The organism is Clostridia bacterium, assembly GCA_034926675.1.
Classification (GTDB): Bacteria; Bacillota; DTU025; order DTU025; family DTU025; genus JAYFQW01.
The window spans coordinates 25882-45167 of sequence record JAYFQW010000026.1; the positions used below are offsets into that span (position 1 = coordinate 25882).

The following is a 19286-nucleotide window of genomic DNA, read 5'->3' on the forward strand; positions in this document are numbered from 1 at the left end:
TGACCTTATCTGATCAATGCTCGTGAAACGCCGTGTGATATTGGGATTAGAGGCGAGAAGCCCCTTGCGTTTTCCCCGCGTCTGTGTATCATAATAGTTGTAAGGTCAGAAATGGTCAGATAGGCTGGAGAGCGCAATGAGCAGTCTTTCGGACTACATCGAGAGCTATCTCAAGCTTCTTTTCGATACTGCGCAGGATGAATGGGTGGAGGTTTGTCGCCGCGAACTCGCCGAGAGGTTCAGGTGTGCTCCATCTCAGATCAACTACGTCCTTTCCACCAGGTTTACTTTGGAGCGAGGATACCTTGTGGAAACCAGGCGTGGTGGTGGCGGATATGTGCGGATCTTTCGGCTCGCGAGGCGCCCCAGGTCTGGGGCTGCGGAAATGGTCAGGGATTCGGTGGGAGAAGCTATTGACCGCGAGGCAGCTGAAGGCCTCATCGCGAAGCTTCTGGAGATGGGCGCCTTGGATGTCCAGGATGCGGCGTGCATTCGTGCTGCAGTGTTCGGCCAGGAGCGGGAAAACGAGCTGGAACTTGAGAGGGTAGTGAGAGCGCGTGTACTCCGTGCTACACTGCTCTTTATGTTGACTCAGCCTCCATCGGCGTAACCGATTCACGTATTAGCGGCTGATGGGCCTTGCTCAGAACAGGGAGGTCTGGAAATGCTCTGTCAGATATGCCATCAACGGCAGGCCAACGTGCATGTAACGAAGGTGACGAACAATGTCCGCACTGAGCTGCACATGTGCCAACAGTGCGCGAGAGAGCGTGGGGAGCTGCAGATCTTCGAGGGGCCGAAATTCGCCCTATCGGATATCCTCGCCGGCCTAGTTCAGACCGAGACGAGCTGTGGGGCGCCCATGGGCATCAACGTGGGAGGCAGGCGGACCTGCAATACCTGCGGGCTGGACTACTCTGAGTTCATGAACACTGGTTTCTTGGGGTGCTCTAACTGCTACTCTCAGTTTCAGCCCATACTAAGCCCGCTCATCGGGAGAATCCACGGTCACACCCGCCACACCGGGAAGGCGCCTCGCAGGGCCGGGAAGGCCGTAAGAGCACGGCAGGAACTGGAAGGGCTTCGCAGTACGCTAAGGCAGCTGATCCAGGCTGAGGAATACGAGAAGGCAGCCCTGGTGCGGGATAGGATCCGCGAAATGGAGCGCGTTGCTCATCAGGATCAATTGCAGGCGGAATCCGCAGGCGGCAGCGGGGCGGAAGTAGCGGGCAGCGACACTACGCTATGTACTGACGACAGTGAGAAGCGGCAGGAACAGCCGGGAACGCAGCCGGGAACGCAGCCGGGCACTGGATCTGACGCTTCGGAGGGGAGGTAGGCGCATGGCCTCCAGAAAGTGCGGCGGACACGATTCCGCCCTTTGGATGAACGCGGACGGCCCGGAGTCAGGGGTTGTCGTGTCAAGTCGTGTGAGGCTCGCCCGGAACCTTCAGGCTGTCCCGTTCCCGCATCGTGCATCGGCGGACCAGCTTGCCTCCGTTCTCGGACGCGTGAAGGGAGCGATTGCGGCCACGCCGTCCATCGGTCCAACTGAGCTGTTCGACCTGCCCGACCTATCCGCCACAGATAGGCAGCTCATGGTTGAGGAGCACCTAACATCACCTCAGCATGTGCAGGAACCTGCGAACAGGGCAGTGGTCCTGAACCGGGACAGATCAGTCAGCATCATGGTGAACGAGGAAGATCACATAAGGATACAGGCGATCCTTCCAGGGTTACAGCTGGATGAGGCGTTGAGGCTTGCTTCCGCCACTGACGATGCGATAGAAGAGACCATCGACTACGCGTTCGACGAGGAACTGGGATACCTGTGCGCATGCCCAACCAACGTAGGGACTGGCCTGCGCGCGTCGACCATGCTCCATCTTCCCGCGCTTGGGATGGTGAACATGCTCGGCCAGGTGCTCGGGGCTGTATCCAAAGTCGGTGTGACAGTGCGTGGAATATACGGCGAAGGCACCGATGCTGTGGGCAACCTATTCCAGGTGAGCAACCAGGTGACCATGGGTCGCGCCGATGAGGAGATCGTTGCACATCTCAAGGCAGTGACCAAGCAGATCACTGACAGTGAGAAGAACGCACGGAGCGCGATCGTGAGTGATGCCAAGGAACAGCTGGAGGATAGAGTGTACCGGTCCTATGGAGTGCTCTCGAATGCCAGGATGACCGCTTCTGATGAGGCCCTTAGGCTGCTTTCCGACGTGAAACTTGGCGCCGACCTCGGCATTATCCCAGGTCTGCTTCCGTCGGCGATCACCAGGCTAACAGTGGAGATGATGCCGGCGCACGTCCAGAGCTACGTTGGAAAGGAACTCACGGCGTGGGAGCGGGATTCCAACCGCGCCGCACTCATTCGGAGCAGGCTTGCCGCAGACAGAGAGGAGTCATAGAGGATGTTCGGGTCTTTCACTGAGAGGGCGCAGCGAGTCCTCTATTTATCGCAGGACGAGGCCAAGAAACTCGGGCACAACTTCGTGGGAACTGAGCACATACTGCTCGGCCTGGCCAGGGAGGGTCAGGGTGTTGCAGCCCGTGCCTTGCAGAATCTGGGGATAGAGCCTGATGCCATCCGCGAGGAGGTGGAGGGCATCATTGGAAAGGGCGATGCAGGGGAAATCGAGATGGTAGGGCTGAGCCCGCGGGCAAAGCGGGTTCTCGAACTCGCCATCGATGAGGCGAGGTCAATGGGGCACGGCTACGTTGGCACTGAGCATCTCCTGCTAGGCCTCATACGCGAGGGCGAGGGAGTAGCGGCGCAGGTGCTGCAGAACCTCGGGGCCGATCTGGAGCATGTGAAGACCGAGGTTCTGAACCTGCTAAGCGGAGGCGCATCAGGCCAGGCTCAGCGGCAGGAGAACTCCAGCCAGCCAGGAGGCAGGACGCCCAAGAGGAAGGGCACTCCCACTCTCGAACAATACGGGCGAAACCTCACGGTCATGGCGCGCGACGGGAAACTCGACCCCGTAATAGGAAGAGAACAGGAGATATCCAGAGTCATCCAGGTGCTTTCCCGCAGGACTAAGAACAACCCCGTGCTCATCGGGGACCCTGGTGTCGGAAAGACGGCTATTGTTGAGGGGCTCGCCCAGAAACTCGTGAACGGTGATGTCCCAGAGCTTCTCAAGGACAAGCGTGTGCTCACTCTGGACATGGGATCTCTCGTTGCGGGCACTAAGTATCGGGGCGAATTCGAGGAGAGGCTCAAGAAGGTGATCGACGAGATCATCAGCTCCGGAGATGTGATTCTGTTCATCGATGAGCTTCACACCGTGGTGGGGGCAGGGGCCGCTGAGGGAGCTATCGACGCGGCGAACATACTAAAACCTGCGCTTGCCCGGGGCGAGCTTCAGTGCGTTGGGGCCACTACCCTTAACGAGTACCGCAAGCACATTGAGAAAGATGCGGCGCTGGAGCGGCGGTTCCAGCCGATACAGGTCGGAGAGCCAACGGTGGAACAGACCATCGCGATTCTGGAAGGCCTCCGTGATCGATATGAGGCACATCATAGGGTGAAGATAACTGATGGCGCGCTCCGCGCGGCGGCACTGCTGTCCGACAGGTACATCAGCGACAGGTTCCTCCCAGACAAAGCCATCGACCTGGTTGACGAGGCAGGCTCCAAAGTGCGCCTGGCCGTCCATGTGGCGCCGTCAGACCTGAAGAAACTGGAGGAGGAGCTTGAGCGGGTCCGTTCAGAGAAGGAAGCCGCCATCCAGAATGAGGAGTTCGAGAAGGCTGCTCAGCTGCGCGATACTGAACAGAAGATGAGGGACCGTATAGACGAGGAGCGCAGGGAATGGCACAATCAGCGGTATCTCGAGGGCGCAGTGGTCACCGATGAGGAGATCGCACAGGTGGTGGCGGACTGGACTGGAGTGCCGGTAACGAAGCTTGCGGAGACCGAGGCAGAGCGCCTGCTCAAGCTGGAGGAGATTCTGCACAGGCGGGTCATCGGCCAGGATGAGGCGGTCGCCGCAGTGTCCAAGGCGGTCCGACGCGCCCACGCAGGGCTCAAGGATCCAAAGCGCCCAGTGGGATCGTTCATATTCCTGGGTCCAACTGGAGTGGGCAAGACCGAGCTGGCCCGGGCCCTGGCGGAGTCGTTGTTCGGCGACGAGGACGCGATGATTCGCATCGACATGTCGGAGTACATGGAGAGGCACACCGTCTCTAGGTTGATCGGAGCGCCTCCTGGATACGTGGGCTACGAGGAAGCCGGGCAACTGACTGAGAAGGTTCGCAGACGGCCTTACTCGGTGGTGCTCTTCGATGAGATCGAGAAGGCTCACCCTGAGGTGTTCAACATCCTACTGCAGGTCCTCGAGGATGGCAGGCTCACTGATGGGCAGGGCAGGACGGTGGATTTCCGGAACACGGTGCTGATTATGACGTCCAATGTAGGAGCCACTGAGATTCGCCGGGATACCGTGCTCGGGTTCACAACGACGCAGGATGAGCGTGGCGCGTATGACCGCATGCGCGATAAGGTCCTCGCTGAGCTGAAGCGCACCTTCAGGCCTGAGTTCCTGAACCGCGTAGATGACGTGATAGTCTTCCACGCCCTTGGGCGAGATGAGATGTCGCTCATTGTCGACATGCTCCTCAATAGGGTTCACCAGCATCTGGCGCCCCGCGGTATATCGCTGGTGTTCACCGAGTCGGCCCGCGCCTTGCTCCTGAGAGAGGGGTATGATCCGGAATACGGCGCCAGGCCCCTCAGGAGAGTGATCCAGCGGATGGTGGACGATAGGCTCTCTGATGAGATCCTGGCAGGCAATGTGAAGGATGGCCAGACCCTAGAGGTCGGCGAGGCGGATGGCAGGCTCACGTTCAAAGCGACTGCGGATCCGGTTTCCGGGGCCGCTTCTACGGAGGGTGACGTGTGAGACCGGAAAAGGCGATATTCATATGCCAGGCGTGTGGCTATGAGTCAGCCAAATGGATGGGAAAGTGCCCTGCCTGCGAGGGTTGGAACAGCTTCGTGGAGGAGATTCGGCGCGAACCCGGACCTTCTGGGGCGGGGCGTTCCTCTGGCCGCGGAGGTGCGCGCGCTGTAGGCGCTTGTGAGGGGGGCGGCGTGGCGCGGGCAGGAAGGCATGCCAGCCCCGGCCCTGTTCCTGTTGGAGGGATCGAGATTACCCCTGAGGACCGGGTTCCTACTGGAATAGCGGAATTCGACCGGGTGCTCGGGGGAGGTGTGGTCGCAGGCTCCGTCGTACTCATAGGCGGGGATCCGGGGATTGGCAAATCCACACTGCTCCTGCAGATCTCGGAGAACGTGGCTCGTAGGCGCGGTCCTGTGCTATATGTTACCGGTGAGGAATCGGTGAGGCAGGTCGGGCTGAGGGCCACGCGGCTAGGGGCAGGAGCTGACTCGCTGATGGTCCTTGCCGAGACCGACGTATGGGCCATTGAGGATCGAATTGCGTCGATGCGCCCATCTCTCGTGGTGATCGACTCCATTCAAACTATGGCTGATCCTGGCCTGGAGTCATCCCCCGGCAGTGTCGGGCAGGTGCGCGAGTGTGCCGGAAGGCTTGCGCGGCAAGCGAAGGACCTAGGAGCGCCGGTATTCCTTGTGGGCCATGTCACCAAGTCGGGCTCGATCGCAGGGCCCAAGGTGCTGGAGCACATGGTGGACACTGTGTTGTACTTCGAGGGGGAGTCTCATCATACCCATCGCCTGATCCGGGCTGTGAAGAACAGGTATGGCTCCACCGACGAGGTCGGGATCTTCACCATGACTGATCGTGGTCTCGAAGAGGTGCAGAATCCATCGGAGATGCTGCTTTCGGAGAGGCCCGGCGGAGCGGCAGGTTCTGTTGTGGCGGCAAGTATCGAGGGCAGTAGGCCGCTCCTTGTAGAAATCCAGGCCCTGGTGGCCAGGTCGGTCACGGGAACTCCGCGGAGGACCACTACTGGGGTCGACTACAACCGCACCGCCATAATCGTTGCGGTGCTCGACCGCCGTGTGGGCCTGGGGATCGGCGCTGAGGACATCTACGTGAACGTTGCTGGAGGTCTCTCCATCGCTGAACCAGCGGCTGACCTTGCCATCGCGGCGGCGATAGCATCGAGTTTCCGGGGCGTGCCCGCTGCGCCGAGCACTGTGGTGTTCGGAGAGGTGGGGCTGGCGGGCGAATTGCGGGCCGTGAACCACGCGGAACTCAGGGTGGCTGAGGCGGAGAGGCTCGGGTTCCATCAGTGCGTGCTTCCCAAGCACAATCTGAAGAGTATGACTAGGCGGGCACGGCCCGGAGTGCGGGCCGATGCCGCGGTTCGAATCATTGGCGCCGCTACAGTGGGCGAAGCTCTTGATGCTGCACTTCTGGGGGTGGATCGGTAATGTCGGAGAGGCTGCGTAGGATATTCCATGTGGTCGCGCCAGGCACTGCTCTCAACGAGGGGCTTGAGAATATCCTTCGGGCTCGTACCGGCGGGCTGATAGTGGTTGGCGACACGCCAGAGATGATGCAGGCGGTGAGGGGAGGCTTTCGCCTCGATGCCGAGTTCACGCCTGCGGCCCTCTATGAGCTAGCGAAGATGGACGGCGCTATCATTCTTTCGCCCAATGCGGACAGGATCATGTACGCAAACGTCACACTGGCTACAGATCCAGACATACCGTCCCGCGAGACTGGGCTCCGACACAGCACCGCTGAGAGAATCGCCAAGATGACAGGGCAGCTCGTGATCGCCATATCCCAGAGGCGTTCTGTCATCACTGTGTACGCCGGTCATACTAGGTATGTGCTTCGAGACATCGGCGTGGTGCTTGCCAAGGCAAACCAGGCTCTGCAGACAATGGCCAATTATCGCGACTCTCTGTCGAAGGCGCTCGCCGGCCTCACCGCTCTCGAGTTCGTCGAGGAAGTGACGATAATCGACGTGGTGAGGGTGCTCCAAAGGTACGAACTGATGAGACGAGTGGCGGACGAAGTGTCGGACTACATAGCTGAGCTGGGGCTAGAGGGTCGTTTGGTCAGGATCCAGGCGGATGAGATAGTTGCGGGAACGCTCGAGGAAGTGCTATTTGTCGCCATGGACTACATCCCCGAAGGGGGGCAGGCGGAGGCGGAGAGACTGCTGCACACAGTCGCCGACTGGAGTTTCGACGAGGTGCTCGATCTATCGCTGCTTTCCCGCGCCTTGACGCGGAACCCGTCGATTTCGCTGGAGTCGGGCGCATCACCAAGGGGATACAGAGCGCTTTCGAAGATAGCCCGTCTTCCGGTGTCAGTAGTGCAAAATGTGGTGCAGGGCTTTGGGTCGCTCAAGGTGATAAGGGCGGCGAGTGTGGAGGAGCTCGACGAGGTCGACGGGATCGGCGAGGTGAGAGCCAGGGCGGTCCGGGAGGGCTTGGCCCGTCTGCGAGACCAGGCAGCGCGCAACCTGGTGGTGTGACGCGGCGAGCGCAGCCCTCCGCGTCTACGTAAGGTTGAAAAGGCCCAGCATTCGCAGACGGTCATATTCCTTGACCATGATCTCGCTCATATCCAGACCCATGACAGCACAGAGAGCGGCAGTGTAGAACATGGTCTGACCGATCTCTGCTTCCAGCGCCTCTGCGCAGTCAGGGCAGAGTTCGCCGTACACATGGGAGTCCACCAGCCGGCGCAGGTCAGCCAGGTCCGCATCCTCAGGGAACTTCTGGCGTTTTGCACTGACCTCAAGGCATCCGCATGTTGTGACGGACTTGGCTACTGCCCGGTTCACTCTGGCGCCGGCCTCCTGGAATTTCGACATGACATCGAGGATGCTTCGGTGGCGCACTAGGTACTCCGATACAGCCCCTTGGAACTCGGTGCAGGACAAATCGGCCAACTGGCCTCACCTCCAAATGCCGAATACGCAGGTGATATGGCCGAGCTGAAGTTCACCTTGATTATACGTTTGGGCAGTTGCGTTGTCAATGAGCGCAGGCTGAAGCATTTGACTGCATCCCGGACCGATGGTACAATTTAGGCAAGTGCTCCGAGGAGAGTGATGAAAGACCGTGTTTGCTATCGGCGACCGAGTCGTGTACCCGATGCACGGCGCTGGTATGATCGAGGCGATCGAAGAACGCGAGATCCTCGGGCAGCGGGACCATTACTACATCATGCGTCTACAGGTGGGGGATATGAAGGTCATGATTCCTCGCGGAAGCGCCGCTGATGTAGGTTTGAGGCCAATCATCGGCGCTGCCGAGGTTCCCAAGGTGTACGAGATTCTCAGAGGCGAGAGAACCGCCATGAGTCAGAACTGGAATCGCAGATACCGGGCGAATATGGAGCAGATGAAAACTGGCGACATTTACTCTGTGGCTGAGGTCGTTAGGAACCTAGGCCTGAGGGAGTACGAAAAGGGGCTCTCCACAGGCGAACGCCGCATGCTGGAGAACGCGATACAGATACTCATCAGCGAGCTTGCCATGGTGGAGATGCGCCCCTCCGAGGAGATCATATCCGAGATTAACTCCATTCTCCGGGCCTGAGCCGGGTTGGCGTTCTGCCTGAGAGTGTGGAGTTGCGCCGACATATACCAGCGCCCGTTGGAGACAATATGCTGGAAGGCATGGCGGCCTAGTCGGCCTTCAGCTCGATGGAGGTGAACGCCATAGTGCGTAGTAGAGTGGCGAGAATCCTGATGCTGGGAGCCGGCATGGCGGTTGGATACTTCGTGTATGTCGCGCTTCCAGCTCCAGCGATCGCTACAGGAGCGCCCAAGGCTGGCGTCGGTGTATTGCTAGGCGCCATGACAGGCGGCGGCCTGGCTGGACTTGCAGCGACTCCGCTGCTTTTGCGCCTGTCGGACAGAATCAGGAGCAGCATGGAATCGGGGGTTCGCGGCGCCTCCGGGCACGGCATAGTGGCCGGTGCAATCGGAATTATAGTTGGCTTGATCATCGCCAACCTCTTTGCGGTCCCCGTCGCGTTCATCCCTGGGTATGGAACGTACATCGCGATAGCCCTAAACGCTGCCTTTGGGCTCGCCGGCCTGTTCTTTGGCATTCATAAGCGGGAGGAGATCGTATCGATACTCGCTCCTGCCCAGCGAAGGGGCAGGGAGTTCCGGGGATCCGGGGCGAGAGGGCGCGGGAAGCCCGCCAATGACAAGGCCTTGCCCAAGATACTCGACACCAGCGTGATCATTGATGGGCGAATCGCCGACATCGCCAGGAGCGGCTTCATAGAGGGCACGCTGGTGGTTCCGGGGTTCGTCCTCGAAGAGCTGCAGCACATCGCGGATTCATCTGATGTGCTGAAACGGAACAGGGGGCGCAGGGGCCTCGATATCCTGAACCGCATCCAGAAAGACCGAGACGTAGCCGTACAGGTAGTGAACAAAACCTTCGACGATCAGGAGGTAGATGCCAAACTCATCAAGCTCGCCCGGGTCATGAGCGGTACGATACTCACTAATGACTTCAACCTGAACAAGGTGGCGGAGCTTCAGGGTGTGGCTGTCCTGAACATCAACGAACTGGCCAATGCACTCAAACCCGTGGTCCTCCCTGGCGAGGAGATGACCGTCCATGTCATCAAGGACGGCAAGGAATCGGGGCAGGGTGTAGCATACCTGGACGATGGGACCATGGTCGTCGTGGATGGAGGCAGGCGGCATATCGGCGATTCCGTGGGCGTGTTGGTCACGAGCGTGCTCCAAACCTCAGCGGGGAGAATGATATTCGCGAAGCCCAAGGGGGCGTCTGAGCGCGCCGTGTGAAGGCCGGAGGTGTAGCCTATGGCCGGAAGGCTGGCCACTGCGATCGTAGCAGCGGCGGGATCCGGATCGCGGATGGGAACGGCGCTGCCGAAGCAGTACATATTGGTCAATGGAATTCCCGTAGTGGCCAGGACCATACAGGCCCTGGCCACATCTGCTCTCATCGACGAGGTCGTGGTCGCAGTTCCGCCCGGGCATGAAGAGACGTTCCAGAGGGGCATCATCGAGCGATACGCGCTCTCTTCGCTCTTTCGATCTATCACCGTGGTTCAGGGAGGGCTGAACAGGCAGGCCTCAGTAGGCCTGGCGCTCGATCGAGTGTCCGGTCGGAATGAGATCGTGCTGGTCCATGATGCGGCCCGCCCAATGGTCGAGGCGAGCCAGATAGAGGCGGTTATTGCAGCTGCGAGTGAGTATGGGGCTGCTGCATGCGGGGTCCCGCCGGTGGACACGGTGAAATCCGTGGCGTGCGATGGATTCGTAGAGAACACCCTAGACAGGGATCATCTCGTGATGATACAGACCCCTCAGGCGTTCAAGTTGCCAATATTGCGACAGGCGTACGAAAGTGCGAGGCGGGATGGATTCACGGGCACGGACGATTGCTCGCTAGTTGAGCGCCTTGGCTTGCGTGTGGCGGTCACGCCGGGTTCACGCGGGAATATCAAGATCACGGAAAGGGCTGACCTGCGGATAGCGGAGGCGCTTACCCCAGAGGGCAAGGGAGCGGCATGTACGATGGAGATGATAGAGATGAGGATCGGACAGGGATATGACGTACACAGGCTGGCCGCAGGGAGAGACCTTGTGCTAGGAGGGGTTAGGGTCCCATTCGAAGCGGGGCTGCTCGGCCACTCAGACGGAGACGTGCTTGTCCACGCTGTGTGCGACGCGATACTCGGAGCTATGGCCTTAGGCGACATCGGAACCCACTTCCCGGATACCGATCCTGAGTACCTGGGGTGTTACAGCATTGCTCTTCTTGAGAAGGTTTCGTCGATGGCTGCTGAACGCGGCCTTCGGATCGTCAACGTGGACTCCACAGTGGTAGCTGAACGTCCTAGGATCGCGCCCTACGTTCGGACGATGTGCGAAACCATGGCGAAGGCCATGAACATGCCTGAGTCGTGTGTTAATATAAAGGGAAAGACGACTGAGGGTCTGGGATTCGAGGGAACTGGAGAGGGAATGGCGGCCATGGCCGTTGCACTCCTCAGCGCGATTGGCTAGTGCGCGAGGCCGGAGCATGAGGCTAGGAAACGCGACTGCCAGTGCGCGACTGCCAGTGCGCGACCGCCAGTGCGCGACCGCCAGTGCGCGACTGCATGTGCGTTCTCAAAGGGGGTTCGTTCTTTGGGGATCAGGATATACAACACGCTTTCCAGGCGAAAAGAGGAGTTCATCACCGAGAAGCCCGGCGTTGTCGGGATGTACAGCTGCGGCCCGACTGTGTACGACTACTTTCACATCGGGAACGCCCGCGCATTCGTCGTTCCGGATGTGATTCGAAGGTACCTCGCCTACAGGGGATACAAGGTCACTCTGGTGCAGAATATCACCGACATAGATGACAAGATCATCAAGCGTGCGGCGGAACGCGGGGTCGCGACCCACGATATCGTCGAGGAGTTCACCGAGGCGTACTTCCATGACAGGGAGGCCCTGGGGGTGGGCGCGCCAGATGTTCAGCCCCGAGCCACAGAGCACGTGCCCGACATCATCAGCATGATAGGCCGCCTAATCGAACGGGGATTCGCCTATGAACGCGATGGAGATGTGTACTTCGACGTATCTGCGTTCCCCGGGTATGGCTCTCTCTCAGGGCAGAGTGTGGACGGCCTTAAGGCGGGGGCAAGGGTTGAGGTGGGCGGCGCTAAAGATGACCCCCTGGATTTCACTCTTTGGAAGGCCGCGAAGCCGGGGGAGCCTTTCTGGGAAAGCCCCTGGGGGCCTGGCAGGCCAGGCTGGCACATCGAGTGCAGCGTGATGTCGAGCAAGTATCTTGGAACCACGTTCGACATCCACACAGGCGGCGTGGATCTGGTTTTCCCTCACCATGAGAACGAGGTGGCGCAGAGCACGGGCGCGAATGGAGTAAAGCCCGTGAGATACTGGGTTCACAACGGATACGTGAACATCGATGGGCAGCGGATGGGGAAGTCGCTCGGCAACTTCAAGACCGTCCGGGACATCCTGAAGCTGTATCCCGGCAAGGTAGTACGCTACTTCCTGATCTCCAATCACTACCGGAAGCCCATCAATTTCAGCGACGAGGAGCTTCGCATGTGCGCGAAGGCACTGGGAAGGCTTGAGGGCGCCATCGCGAACTCGCTGGCCTGGGCGGGGCTGCGCCCCGATGATCTCGACTCTATCAGGCCTTGGGGCAAGGCGCCCATGGCCGAGGCGGGTTCGCCTGAGGCTGCGCTGGATAATGCCTGCACCGATGCGCGGGCGAAGTTCGAGGAATCGATGGACGACGACTTCAACTCCGCAGGGGCCATCGGAAGCCTGCACGACCTGGCCACGGCGATCAACAGCTACGCCAATGCGGGAACGGCGTGCAGGGCTGATGACGATGTGACCCGGGGCACTGTGGCGCGCGCGGCGCTCACAATGATCGAGCTTGGGCAGGTGCTCGGCATCGTGGAGCCGGGGGAGATCGGACCTTCCGGGATGGGCTGGGATGCTTCAGGGCAGGATGGGCAGGCGACTGGCGCGACTGGCGCGACTGGCGCGACGAGCGGCTCAGCCTCGGAGCGGGGTGCATCAGTTGACCAGCTCATGGAGCTCATCATGCAGGTGCGCGCCAAGGCGAGGGCTGCGAAGCAGTATGAGCTGTCCGACATGATCAGGGATGGGCTCGGGGATCTGGGAATAGTCATCGAGGACACGCGCGACGGGGCGAGGTGGAAGCTTGGAGCTAAGTGAGAGCGAAGCCAGTGAGATGTCGCCATTGGTCCTTGCCTATGTGGGCGATGCAGTGTGGGAATTGCACATCCGTGCAGGGCTGGTGTCGAGCGGGGGCGTGGCTTCGAGGGTTAGTGATCTCCACCGACGCGCGTCGATGGTAGTGAACGCGGATGCCCAGTCGAGAATGGTGCATGCTCTTTTCGAGAAGCTGTCGCCAGAGGAGCAGGATCTCATAAGACGTGGGAGAAACACCAGGCCAGGCCATGTTCCGAAGGGCGCTGGTCCGTGCGAGTACCGATACGCCACCGGCTTTGAGGCCTTGATTGGGTTCATGTACCTCACCGGTCGCACATCTAGGTTGCAGGAGCTTCTGAGCCTCGCAACCTCAATCGGAGGGGCCTCGAATGGCTGATGAATACGTAATCTGGGGACGCCGGCCTGTGCTCGAGGCGCTCGAGGCTGGAAGCGAGTTCAACAAAATAGTGGTGGCGCGCGGATCGGCGGATCCGCGGATCATCGCTGCCGCCAGGGAACGGCGCATTCCCGTTATCGAAGCCGACAGGGAAGCGCTTGATAGAATCGTGGGGCAGGTGGGTGGGGGTGCGCACCAGGGAGTGGCGGCGTACGTTTCCCCAATCCTATACGTGGAGCTCGACGCAGTTGTGGCGAAGGCTGCGGATCGCGGAGAGAGCCTTTTCGTGGTTCTTCTTGATGGCATTGAGGACCCTCAGAACCTTGGATCTATCATCCGCACTGCTGATGCGGCCGGCGCTCACGGCGTAGTCATCCCTGCCCGGAGGAGCGCGCTGGTCAGCCCTGCCGTGGTGAGAGCGTCTTCAGGCGCTGCGGAGCATACCCTCGTCGCGCGCGTGGCCAACCTATCGCGCGCCATCGATGATCTCAAGAAAGCGGGGGCGTGGGTGGTTGGGACTTCGCCCGACGCTAAGAAGAAGTATTTCGAGGCGGACCTCTCCGGACCCATCGCAGTGGTTGTGGGCAATGAGGGCAGGGGAATGTCTCACCTAGTCAGCACGAGGTGCGATTTCACGGTGTCGATGCCGATGGCCGGGCCAATTGCGTCGTTGAATGCGGGCGCTGCCTGGGCAGTGATCGCGTATGAGGTGGTACGACAGCGGACCGCTGGCTCCGCGAACGCTGACTGATTGCTCCTTCCCGGTCGCCTGAGGCATATCTGGAAGGCGATGACCAGATATAGCTAATATCGATGGCGCCGGGCGCCAGGCGCCGTGCTTGACTGCCTTCTGATGACTGGTGTATAATGGCGTTGTTCTTCGGAACAACCACAACACGTTAGCCTGCCTACACTGGTCTTCCTTCCTTTCTTGAGAAGCGCTCCTGCTTCAGTGTCATACCGGAGGTGATTCTTCAAAGCCAGTCTCGCCGGGAGGCTGATGTCTCTTCAAGCTTGTGGTGTTGGGAGGAGACGCATTTGACCGTAAACCTGCAACGGGAAGCCTATCAGAATTTCGAGGAGCTGGCTGATGAACAGATAGTCGACTTCGCGCGCCACGGCGACCGAGTAGCAGAAGAATACTTGATAAACAAGTACAAGAATTTCGTGCGGGCCAAGGCTCGTTCCTATTTCCTGATCGGTGCTGACCGGGAAGACATCATCCAGGAGGGCATGATCGGGCTCTATAAGGCCATCAGAGATTTCCGCCCCGACAAGCTGGCCTCATTCCGCGCGTTTGCAGAGCTCTGCATAACGCGCCAAATCATAACTGCGATCAAGACTGCAACACGACAGAAACACATTCCACTCAATTCCTACGTGTCACTCAACAAACCAATCTACGACGAGGAATCGGATCGCACTCTTTTGGATGTGCTCTCTGGAAACAAGGTCACCGACCCTGAAGAACTGGTGATCAGCAGTGAGGAGCTCGGCGATATCGAGAGCAAGATGGGTGAGTTTCTCTCAGATCTAGAACGGCAGGTTCTCAATTCATATCTCGACGGGAAGTCGTACCAGGAGATTGCAGTTGAGCTCAAGAGGCACGTGAAATCAATCGACAATGCACTTCAGAGGGTGAAGAGGAAGCTGGAACGCTACATAGAGAAGCGCAACGAATAGCAGTATTGCTTCACTTCTCTGTGAACCGCGAATAGTGTGTGATGTGTTGTTCAACGCCGCGGAACCTGTAGGCATGGCCTGGGTTTCGCGGCGTTTCCGTCTGGTCACGTCTTCAGCGGTGGCAGCATTCCGAATCAGCTGCCTTTGCTGGCAATTGGAAGTCCATTGAAGGAATTTTCGCGGACTTTGGTGAATCATACCCTAATTGCGGATCATCTCATGTCTCAATCGACGATGAGCGAGTGCGCTGAGAGGGGAGCATCGAGCATGCCCGGCCTGTTTCAGTCTACTGTGACCGCACGAGGGCAGGTAACGATTCCGGTTGAGGTTCGTCGGCGCCTGGGGTTGAAGGCTGGCGACACTGTAGTCATTCAGGAGTCAGACACTGGTTACGTCATCAGCTGGAGCCCGAGGGCAACGGGCCAGGCCGGCGCTGGGGCAGTGAGTTCCGCAAGCGGAGGCCTTAGGGGATCAGTTGGAGTACGATTTGACGGAGAACGATCACTCGGCGAGTAGCCAGCGGAATAGGTGGAATGTGAACGACCGTGGGCGCTCAATGTCGATTCCATCGACATTAAGCTCGTCTCACTGCTGGATTCGTCGACATTATCGCCTCAGGGCTCATTCGCGCCTCGGCTGGCGTAGTCCGCACGAAACCCGACTCATTCGGGGCCCTACCCTGGATGGTCTCAATCCCAGTGCGATGAAATTGATGCTTGGCAAACAGGGTTGACTCTGATATGATACCAACCAAAGTCCATATGGCATAAAGGCGATGACTGAAAAGAAGTACGAAATGACGTATCCCAACAGAGAGTTCCCGGTCGGTGCGAGGGGCAGGGATGTCATTTCCGAATACATTTCGGTAGCTGCTCACCGAAAGGCGCGTTAGCGCCCGGTAGATTGAGACGGGTTCACCCGTTACAGCGATAGAGTATAAGCGCAGCGCTGCATTGCAGGCTTTTCGCTGTAAGTGTTGCACCGTACTTGAAAAGGCTGGCATCGTGAGTTGCCGGTGAATTGAGGTGGTACCACGAGATTTGGCGCTCGTCCTCTTGCAGGGGCAGGGGATGAGCGCTTTTTGCTTTCCCAGCGATATGGGCGTACCGGCGCCAAACGGCACGCACCGATGTAAGGAGCGTGTTTTGCATGGCAAACGTACGGTTCTTCACAGGCGAGCATGTACCCCTTGAGATGCACAAGGTGCGCATCGTGCAAAAACTCAGCCTTCCCTGCATCGAGCGCAGGCTCGAAGCGATTACCGAGGCGGGCAACAACACATTTCTGCTTCAGAACTGCGATATCTTCCTGGACATGCTGACCGACAGCGGCGTCAATGCAATGAGCGATCAGCAGATGGCGGCGATGATGGTGGCCGACGACAGTTATGCAGGCTCGGCGACTTTCACAAGACTCGAGAACAAGCTGATTGAGCTGTTTGGTATGCCGCACTTTCTGCCCGCCCATCAAGGGCGCGCCTGTGAGCATATTCTTGCGTCAGCGCTAGTCAAGCCGGGAAATGTCGTGCCGATGAACATCCATTTCACCACGACCAAGGCGCACATCACCAGAAAGGGCGGCAGCGTTGTCGAGCTGGTTATCGACGAGGGCTTGAAGACGACCAGCGAATTCCCGTTCAAGGGCAACTTTGACCTCAATAAGTTGGGGCAGGTCATCGACGCGCAGGGAGCAGACAACGTCCCATTCGTGCGGCTGGAGGCGGGCGCCAATCTGATTGGCGGGCAGCCTTTCTCGCTGCAGAATGCGTGCGAGGTTGCGGCGCTGTGTCGCGCCCATGGTGTCCTGACCGTGCTGGACGCCAGTCTTCTGCAGGATAACCTGTATTTCATCAAGCAACGCGAGGCGGCGTGCAAAGGCATGAGCATCCGAGAGATCACCCGCGCACTGGCCGACGAGATGGATATCATCTACTTCTCCGCCCGCAAGCTGGGCTTTGCCAAGGGCGGCGGAATCTGTGTGCGCGATGATGCCTTGTTCGCAAAGATGCGCGAGCTGGTGCCCCTTTTCGAGGGCTTCTTGACATACGGCGGTATGTCGGTGCGCGAGATGGAGGCGATCGTTGTTGGACTGGACGAGACGATGGACGAGGACGTCATCTCCCAGGGGCCGCAGTTCATCCAGTTCATGACGGACGAGCTTGTCAAGGCGGGCGTGCCGGTTGTCACCCCTGCGGGTGGGCTGGGCTGCCACTTGAACGCAATGGAATTCTTGCCTCACGTGCCGCAGCATCAATACCCCGCCGGCGCGCTGGCGGCGGCTCTTTACATCGCAAGCGGGGTGCGCGGCATGGAGCGCGGCACAATGAGCGAAGCACGTGAGCCCGATGGCAGCGAGGTGTTCTCAAAGATGGAACTGCTGCGCCTGGCTTTGCCCCGACGGGTGTTCACCCTCTCGCAGGTCAAGTACGCCATCGACCGCATCGTCTGGCTATATGGTCGCCGCGACCTTGTCGGCGGGCTGACATTCACCGAAGAACCCGCAGTCCTGCGCTTCTTCTTCGGGAAGCTGAAGCCCACATCAGGCTGGCAGGCTGAGCTGGCGAGGGCCTTTCGCGCGGACTTCGGGGACAGTCTGTAATGCGTGATATCCACACGGCATTCGAGTCGTGTGCAGCATGTGAAGCAGCGGGACGCCCCGCTTGGCTCGCAGGGTGGAGGACATTGGATCAGGCACGTGGAATGGATGTGTCCGGAAGCCATGAGTGTGCGCAACTATCTCTTCTACTGCAAGGTGAAGGCTGTAGCCATTGGAAGCATTGCAGGCAGTATCGGATATCTGTTCTATGCTGTTGCGCCCTCGTGGGGTTGGCTGCTCGTGGGCCATACTGTAGCATCACCGGCTAGGTGCTTTGTGGCCCCTAGTTTCCAGGCGTTCATCGCGGAGCAGTCCGCAGAGGAAACACGGGCCCGCGTGTTCGCGATCAGTGAGTCGGCATTCGCTGTGGTTGGCATTGTGGGTCCGCCCATAGGCGGATTCCTGTCGCAGCGGTACGGGTTCCGCTGGATGTTTGTCGCGGCGTTGCTGTCGCCCGACTACAACTCACTAGTATCAAAGGAGGTTCCCATAAGCATTAGGGGGACTGCCTTCGGATTAGTGTCGACCACCATGGGCATAAGCATCGCTTCCGGCGCCGTATATCGGCGGGTTGATGTGGGCCAGGTTCGGGCCCAAGGCTCCGTTCGCGTTGCCGCTATTGGCCAGCCTGGGCATGGCTGTAATGTTCTGGTTTAAGCTGCCGGGCAAAACGGACAAGGAGGAACAGACCGCAGAGGCGCAGGCATCACCGTCGCGAGCATAGCGACACGGCTGTACCGGTTCGCCGTTGGCGGACGGACCTGGGCAATTGGGCCCCCGGTCCGTCCGCGTTGCTGTTAATGACCGTTCAATGGTGAGGAACAGGAGCGGTATTGGGGGCGTAGGACGCAAACGCTGGATGGCGCGTATCCTGTGTCTTTCCGCCCAGTACATCCCATATTCAGCACCCTTGGGCGTTCAATATCTTGTCCGATTCATTGCCGTCCATAGCCTCGCCGACGAGGGGTATGCCTTCTGCGTTCACCACATCGAACTCAACGTCTTTGTGAAGGGAAACATCCCGCCCGCCGCCCACAGCCGCGGAAACGAATCTACGGTTCCTGAGATTCCGGTCTCGCAGGCGGTCAATGCCGACCAAACCGGCATTGTCGCGAGCTGAATGCCACTCAATTCGACATTGACAATGGGGTCAGTGTCCATTTCGTGGACATTGACGGTCCGGCTCCCGCCATCGAGGTGCACGTGAACTGCATCGCGCGACCGACACATCACTGAAAACGCATCTACCTGCGAGTCAGCCGCGCCACATTATGCCATGCAGTTCGCCGCGAAAGCTCCCCGTCGCGGATTCTGCCGGAGCTGACGTTTGGAGTGCCTCAATGCTGGATTCATCGACATTGCGGGCGTTTCAATGTCGATTCCATCGACGCTGAACCCATTTCACTGCTGGATTCGTCGACATTATCGCCCCGGGCTCGGTCGCGCCTGTCGCCCCGGGCTCGGTCGCGCCTGTCGCGCCGGTCGCGCAGTCGCGCCTCGTCAGGCAGGGCGTGCGTGCAGCCCGCGCGAAACACTGCACACTCCTCTGGCCTGGCAGTCTGGCAACCTGGAGCAACGCCCGCGGCTATCAGGACGAAGCGAGCCACACGAGGGCCGCAAACCTGGGCGCTCCCCGGAGGCCCGAAAGCGCGAAAGCGCGAGGCGGCCTGAGCGCGTTTCCTTGAGGTCTCCCGCGAAGGTGTGCGGATCTGACCCAGGCTATTCCGCAAGGTGGTCGAAATCGGATCGGCTCCGCGTCCAGCTTGCACCTGGATACCGTGTTGGGTATGCGGCGTACGCGAATCCGGGAGGAAACTGGGACTCTGTGTTCGAGTGGAAGAACTTCCGTCCCGATTCCGTCAAGGGCGCCGAAGATGGGCAGGGTGAGTAAGAACCCTGGGTAGAAAGGCCCAACTCCGCAACAGCCATCGGCGGCCGCGGTGCAGAGCAGAACACC

Annotated in this window: 19 protein-coding genes and 1 other annotated feature; of the genes, 18 read left to right on the top strand and 1 reads right to left on the bottom strand. The window is 59.5% G+C overall.

The window, feature by feature from the left end:
- The first annotated feature begins 136 nt into the window (after positions 1-136).
- From VB144_07845 to disA, 6 genes are read left to right on the top strand one after another with little or no spacing between them, the layout of a single operon-like run.
- Positions 137-610 carry a CtsR family transcriptional regulator gene (locus tag VB144_07845; GenBank protein MEA4883551.1) on the top strand — a complete coding sequence of 158 codons (474 nt, stop codon included), beginning with the start codon at positions 137-139 and terminating at the stop codon, positions 608-610.
- A 54-nt stretch (positions 611-664) separates the two neighbouring features.
- Positions 665-1339 carry a UvrB/UvrC motif-containing protein gene (locus VB144_07850; GenBank protein ID MEA4883552.1) on the top strand — a complete coding sequence of 225 codons (675 nt, stop codon included), beginning with the start codon at positions 665-667 and terminating at the stop codon, positions 1337-1339.
- 4 nt (positions 1340-1343) lie between these two features.
- A complete protein-coding gene (locus tag VB144_07855) occupies positions 1344-2411 on the top strand; it encodes a protein arginine kinase (GenBank protein MEA4883553.1) in 1068 nt (355 codons plus the stop codon).
- Between the two features lie 3 nt (positions 2412-2414).
- Positions 2415-4907 (top strand): ATP-dependent Clp protease ATP-binding subunit, encoded by a 2493-nt coding sequence (locus VB144_07860; protein MEA4883554.1) that lies wholly within the window; start codon positions 2415-2417, stop codon positions 4905-4907.
- Positions 4904-6367, top strand: coding sequence for a DNA repair protein RadA (gene radA, locus VB144_07865; GenBank protein ID MEA4883555.1), 1464 nt, complete (start codon positions 4904-4906; stop codon positions 6365-6367). The genes VB144_07860 and radA overlap by 4 nt, the downstream gene beginning before the upstream one ends.
- The gene (gene disA / locus VB144_07870; GenBank protein MEA4883556.1) at positions 6367-7425 is read left to right on the top strand and encodes a DNA integrity scanning diadenylate cyclase DisA; all 1059 of its coding nucleotides are present in this window, start codon (positions 6367-6369) and stop codon (positions 7423-7425) included. The genes radA and disA overlap by 1 nt, the downstream gene beginning before the upstream one ends.
- A 24-nt stretch (positions 7426-7449) precedes the next feature.
- Here disA and VB144_07875 read toward each other — a convergent pair whose 3' ends face one another.
- Entirely contained in the window at positions 7450-7845 is a 396-nt protein-coding gene (locus tag VB144_07875) for a DUF1573 domain-containing protein (protein MEA4883557.1), read from the bottom strand.
- Positions 7846-8017: 172 nt separating this feature from the next.
- Here VB144_07875 and VB144_07880 point away from each other — a divergent pair, with 172 nt between their 5' ends.
- The 12 genes from VB144_07880 to VB144_07935 all read left to right on the top strand — a co-directional run bounded on the left by VB144_07880 (position 8018) and on the right by VB144_07935 (position 19220).
- Complete coding sequence (locus VB144_07880; protein ID MEA4883558.1) at positions 8018-8497, top strand: CarD family transcriptional regulator; 480 nt, start codon at positions 8018-8020, stop codon at positions 8495-8497.
- Between the two features lie 125 nt (positions 8498-8622).
- The gene (locus tag VB144_07885; protein MEA4883559.1) at positions 8623-9729 is read left to right on the top strand and encodes a PIN/TRAM domain-containing protein; all 1107 of its coding nucleotides are present in this window, start codon (positions 8623-8625) and stop codon (positions 9727-9729) included.
- Between the two features lie 18 nt (positions 9730-9747).
- Positions 9748-10959 carry a 2-C-methyl-D-erythritol 4-phosphate cytidylyltransferase gene (ispD, locus tag VB144_07890; GenBank protein ID MEA4883560.1) on the top strand — a complete coding sequence of 404 codons (1212 nt, stop codon included), beginning with the start codon at positions 9748-9750 and terminating at the stop codon, positions 10957-10959.
- A 123-nt stretch (positions 10960-11082) separates the two neighbouring features.
- Positions 11083-12657, top strand: a complete 1575-nt coding sequence (cysS, locus tag VB144_07895) for a cysteine--tRNA ligase (protein ID MEA4883561.1) — start codon at positions 11083-11085, stop codon at positions 12655-12657.
- The gene (locus VB144_07900) at positions 12644-13051 is read left to right on the top strand and encodes a ribonuclease III domain-containing protein (protein ID MEA4883562.1); all 408 of its coding nucleotides are present in this window, start codon (positions 12644-12646) and stop codon (positions 13049-13051) included. The genes cysS and VB144_07900 overlap by 14 nt, the downstream gene beginning before the upstream one ends.
- A complete protein-coding gene (gene rlmB, locus VB144_07905; protein MEA4883563.1) occupies positions 13044-13802 on the top strand; it encodes a 23S rRNA (guanosine(2251)-2'-O)-methyltransferase RlmB in 759 nt (252 codons plus the stop codon). The genes VB144_07900 and rlmB overlap by 8 nt, the downstream gene beginning before the upstream one ends.
- A 287-nt stretch (positions 13803-14089) precedes the next feature.
- Entirely contained in the window at positions 14090-14734 is a 645-nt protein-coding gene (gene sigH / locus VB144_07910; GenBank protein MEA4883564.1) for an RNA polymerase sporulation sigma factor SigH, read from the top strand.
- 267 nt (positions 14735-15001) lie between these two features.
- Complete coding sequence (locus VB144_07915) at positions 15002-15250, top strand: AbrB/MazE/SpoVT family DNA-binding domain-containing protein (protein MEA4883565.1); 249 nt, start codon at positions 15002-15004, stop codon at positions 15248-15250.
- A gap of 250 nt (positions 15251-15500) precedes the next feature.
- Positions 15501-15792: a binding site (T-box leader), on the top strand.
- A 91-nt stretch (positions 15793-15883) separates the two neighbouring features.
- Positions 15884-17332 carry a tryptophanase gene (locus tag VB144_07920; protein ID MEA4883566.1) on the top strand — a complete coding sequence of 483 codons (1449 nt, stop codon included), beginning with the start codon at positions 15884-15886 and terminating at the stop codon, positions 17330-17332.
- Between the two features lie 120 nt (positions 17333-17452).
- Complete coding sequence (locus tag VB144_07925) at positions 17453-17986, top strand: MFS transporter (GenBank protein MEA4883567.1); 534 nt, start codon at positions 17453-17455, stop codon at positions 17984-17986.
- 202 nt (positions 17987-18188) lie between these two features.
- Positions 18189-18449: a hypothetical protein gene (locus VB144_07930; protein ID MEA4883568.1), complete on the top strand. Its 261-nt coding sequence runs from the start codon at positions 18189-18191 to the stop codon at positions 18447-18449.
- A 561-nt stretch (positions 18450-19010) separates the two neighbouring features.
- Positions 19011-19220 carry a hypothetical protein gene (locus VB144_07935; protein MEA4883569.1) on the top strand — a complete coding sequence of 70 codons (210 nt, stop codon included), beginning with the start codon at positions 19011-19013 and terminating at the stop codon, positions 19218-19220.
- Positions 19221-19286 lie beyond the last annotated feature (66 nt).

What these genes read in the sequence shown, in the direction of transcription:
- VB144_07925 (MEA4883567.1), top strand. Translation starts at nt 17,453, where the DNA reads ATGAGTGTGCGCAACTATCTCTTCTACTGCAAGGTGAAGGCTGTAGCC.
- VB144_07850 (MEA4883552.1), top strand. Translation starts at nt 665, where the DNA reads ATGCTCTGTCAGATATGCCATCAACGGCAGGCCAACGTGCATGTAACG.
- disA (MEA4883556.1), top strand. Translation starts at nt 6,367, where the DNA reads ATGTCGGAGAGGCTGCGTAGGATATTCCATGTGGTCGCGCCAGGCACT.
- rlmB (MEA4883563.1), top strand. Translation starts at nt 13,044, where the DNA reads ATGGCTGATGAATACGTAATCTGGGGACGCCGGCCTGTGCTCGAGGCG.
- VB144_07915 (MEA4883565.1), top strand. Translation starts at nt 15,002, where the DNA reads ATGCCCGGCCTGTTTCAGTCTACTGTGACCGCACGAGGGCAGGTAACG.
- ispD (MEA4883560.1), top strand. Translation starts at nt 9,748, where the DNA reads ATGGCCGGAAGGCTGGCCACTGCGATCGTAGCAGCGGCGGGATCCGGA.
- VB144_07855 (MEA4883553.1), top strand. Translation starts at nt 1,344, where the DNA reads ATGGCCTCCAGAAAGTGCGGCGGACACGATTCCGCCCTTTGGATGAAC.
- VB144_07930 (MEA4883568.1), top strand. Translation starts at nt 18,189, where the DNA reads ATGGCGCGTATCCTGTGTCTTTCCGCCCAGTACATCCCATATTCAGCA.
- VB144_07920 (MEA4883566.1), top strand. Translation starts at nt 15,884, where the DNA reads ATGGCAAACGTACGGTTCTTCACAGGCGAGCATGTACCCCTTGAGATG.
- VB144_07860 (MEA4883554.1), top strand. Translation starts at nt 2,415, where the DNA reads ATGTTCGGGTCTTTCACTGAGAGGGCGCAGCGAGTCCTCTATTTATCG.
- VB144_07845 (MEA4883551.1), top strand. Translation starts at nt 137, where the DNA reads ATGAGCAGTCTTTCGGACTACATCGAGAGCTATCTCAAGCTTCTTTTC.